The 3,289-nt window shown below is 32.7% G+C and carries 5 protein-coding genes; 1 reads left to right on the plus strand and 4 read right to left on the minus strand.

Annotated features, from left to right (window positions below):
- Positions 1 to 222 (plus strand): hypothetical protein (locus Xedl_RS28025; RefSeq protein ID WP_158024420.1); only part of this gene is annotated, 222 nt, incomplete at its 5' end.
- A 445-nt stretch (positions 223 to 667) separates the two neighbouring features.
- Here the strand turns inward: Xedl_RS28025 and Xedl_RS19135 are convergent.
- From Xedl_RS19135 to Xedl_RS19155, 4 genes are all read right to left on the minus strand, one after another.
- The gene (locus Xedl_RS19135) at positions 668 to 931 is read right to left on the minus strand and encodes a PAAR domain-containing protein (protein ID WP_074025298.1); all 264 of its coding nucleotides are present in this window, start codon (positions 929 to 931) and stop codon (positions 668 to 670) included.
- 37 nt (positions 932 to 968) lie between these two features.
- The gene (locus tag Xedl_RS33845; protein WP_244149768.1) at positions 969 to 1,724 is read right to left on the minus strand and encodes a hypothetical protein; all 756 of its coding nucleotides are present in this window, start codon (positions 1,722 to 1,724) and stop codon (positions 969 to 971) included.
- A 101-nt stretch (positions 1,725 to 1,825) separates the two neighbouring features.
- Positions 1,826 to 2,449, minus strand: a complete 624-nt coding sequence (locus tag Xedl_RS19150) for a hypothetical protein (RefSeq protein ID WP_083600406.1) — start codon at positions 2,447 to 2,449, stop codon at positions 1,826 to 1,828.
- Positions 2,446 to 3,126 (minus strand): hypothetical protein, encoded by a 681-nt coding sequence (locus tag Xedl_RS19155; RefSeq protein WP_244149769.1) that lies wholly within the window; start codon positions 3,124 to 3,126, stop codon positions 2,446 to 2,448. Before Xedl_RS19155 ends, Xedl_RS19150 begins: the two co-directional genes overlap by 4 nt.
- Positions 3,127 to 3,289 lie beyond the last annotated feature (163 nt).

Here is a 3,289-nt window from a genome sequence, read left to right on the forward strand (position 1 = left end):
AGGTTTTTCTCATTCCAGCAGGTCACTTATATAGGCACTTATCTTATTTGGGCGGACAGAATACAGGAAAAACAATTACGTTCAAAAAAGATTCCGAATGGGCTCTTAGAAGAGGCCGGAATGTTGGTTAAAGCGGAGAAAGACCGCTTTATCAGCAAAACCATCTCAGTAAACGGCACTCAGGGGCGATTTGTGGTGTTGATTTTCAGGGATGAGGATTAACCTCACGTAGGAGGAAAAAACGTTGGGATAACGGGATATTGGGATAAAAAAGATTTATTTTAAAATATATCAGTTAGTTATAGATATTTTATTTATCCCGTATTATCCCGCACTATCCCGTAACATTAGGTGATTACAAATAAAGATATATTGTGACAGTGGAAGTTATCCCGAAAAAGATTTTTCTCTGGCAGGTTGTAATTTATTGAATTTTAAATGATTTAAATTAGTTACATGATGTTACGGGATAGGCTGGGATAACATGGGATAGAGTAACGCAATGAAATATATAATAAATATGTCATTTACCCCGTTATCCCGTGAAAATTGGTGCAGTTATATAAAGATAATCGATAGTAACGGTTATATTTTTTCCAATCTCCGTATTACCGGGTTAATGTATTAGCCCGGTAATACGGAGAAGACAAGCATAGCGCGTCAGTGTCTAAGCAAGGAATGTTTTCTGGCTGGCAATCAGTTTTGCACCACATGCTGTACGCATTCCTTCCAAGGCGATTTGTTTATTCTGATACTTTAAAGTCTCACTTCCTTCCACTATTGGAAATGTATCTTCACATTTCGGGCAAACAACTAAATCACCTTTGCCTGCGACAGGAACACCTTGATAAACATAACCATCAATGGCAGTGATGACCTTACCACCATGATCGGTTTTATCGTTTAACCGGATAACGGCTTTACTTGGCATATTTACTCTCCCTACAATTGACTAAAATATTTTGATGTTATTGAAGAAACTTTTTCAGATAATCTTTGGCTGTTTTTTCCATTTCCATGATTAGAGAATCAGTATCAGAATAATATTGTTTGAACAATTTTTTATTTAAATGAGGTAAGAAAATATCCTGTTCGAACTCATGCCCTAATAAAAACATGATTAGTGTTAAAAATGCTGAGTAATTGGCATTTTCTATGCCATATTGATTCGATTTTTCAATACCAAATTGGATGAGTTTTTTTATTCTATCCTGTTTTATATATTGATATTTTTTCGGGAATAAAGAGTTTAATAGTACATCGACGTTACTTTCATAAGTGATCCATTGAACATTTAAGTGTTCAATATTGATATTTTGAAATTTAAGAATACTGGCTTTCAGATGGTTATCTTGTTCGCCATGCACTTCATTCAAATATCGAGTGACTTCATGATAAAGCAGACTTGTTTTTTCTAATTGCCCAAGATGGGAATTATTATCAAGGATTGTTTTTATCCATGTGTATTGCGGATCAGTCTGAAATTTTGCACCAAACAAAATAAGCATATCAATATAAAACTGAATAGCACCACGTTGATCAAAACCTTCGTTTTTGGCTGCTTCTACGGCATTTTTCAGTGCTGATCTTAAGCCATCTTTACCCAATTTTATATCAAGATAGGGATAGGATTCATTACAATGGACTACCAATTCATCAATATAAGCATTGAATGAGTATTTTTTTAGCATATTCCATTGGTCTTCATTAAGTTCTATTGCCATATTTATGATATCTCCGATCATAATAGTTATCACTATAGCTGCCGGTAAAATATATTTTTCATCGTATTGAAAATCCAGCAACTATAGTTTTTTTAAATTTATTATTTATATGAATCAACCTTCCCTTCAAGGTAATCTCTGTATGTCATAATATCTTTATTTTTCTTATGCCATTCATTTTCTCTGTAAATAGAATTAAAGTGATCGTATACATATTCTCCATCAGAGATACTTCTCCTTATAAATAACTCATACTTTTTTTCTTTATGAATAAATTTAACCAAGAAAAAATCTTGAAGTGGTTTTAGTGACTCTTCATTAAATTCACTATATATATATTCATAATTTATTTTATCTTTCATTAAATTTAAAAAATCCATCATACCTATGTTTTTCAATTCAGAAAGATCACTAAACTCTTTTGAGTTATCGATTTCATCCTGTAATACTGTTGTTATGCTCAACATTTTCAATGTGTCTAGATTATCAATAGGAGTGAACTTTTTATTAATAATGAAAAAGTCACTAACTTTAATATATTGAGGTGTTTTCAACCACTCACTTGCATCAAACCAAACTTTTTTATTAGGGTATTCTGATGAATTTTCATCATATGATGGAACAAGCACAGCCATTTGATACTTTTGAGTATACATATAATAACCCACTGATGAAATTAGAAAAAAAATTATTGAAAGGAAAATTTTTCTTTTGGATACTTTCATGCTTTCCACTCGACAGGTCTATAACTTTGTAGATCTTCTTTTAACCCTGTAGGAGTATTACCTGTTTTAGGTAATCGCCAAAAACCATTTGGTGCAATCGGACCACCACCATCTTTTTCATTAAGATCTCTTGTTTTTACATCCATGTTGCGTTTTTTCATCACATCATAATCCTTTGGTTTTTCTGGCGGTGTAATATTTTTATTTCCTTTGCTTAATTCATAATTATAAACTTTACGTTCTGCTTCATATTTCTCAATAACTTTACCATATTCTTTTGCCTCTTTAATTTCTTGTGTCGTTCCATAAATTCCCACATAAGAGGAACGTTTCTCAAACGCTTTCACCTCAACGTCCCATAAATTGGCCATTTGTTGTGCTGGGCTTTTATTCTGTCCTGCATCTGGTATTCCTGTAAAATCGCCAGGGTATCCATTATCAACTGAAATACCCGCTCGGCAAGCATAAGTTGTTATTTTAGCATCGAAATCAAATATCGATTCATAGACCTTTTTAATTTCCTCTGACCCAAAAAGCCCTTCCTCAACATCCTCTCCCTCATAATGAAAAGTAGCATAATTAATAATGCCATGACTAAAAATCACCATCTCCTTAATGAGTCTTTTCTTTTCCTTCCTTTGATTTAAGAAATCGATAAGCCCTTGTTTATTTTTCACATAGATAATACGTCCATCTAATTTCTTTGTGTAATCATTAATTCTGTCAATATCCTTTTGCGTATAAATAAGCTTTCAAAATAGTAGATCACTTGGAGGGAACTCAGTCCAATTTTTGCGATCTGATTAATCGCCAAATCAAAAAAAATCCCAAAATGGACTG

It is taken from the genome of Xenorhabdus eapokensis (assembly GCF_001908105.1).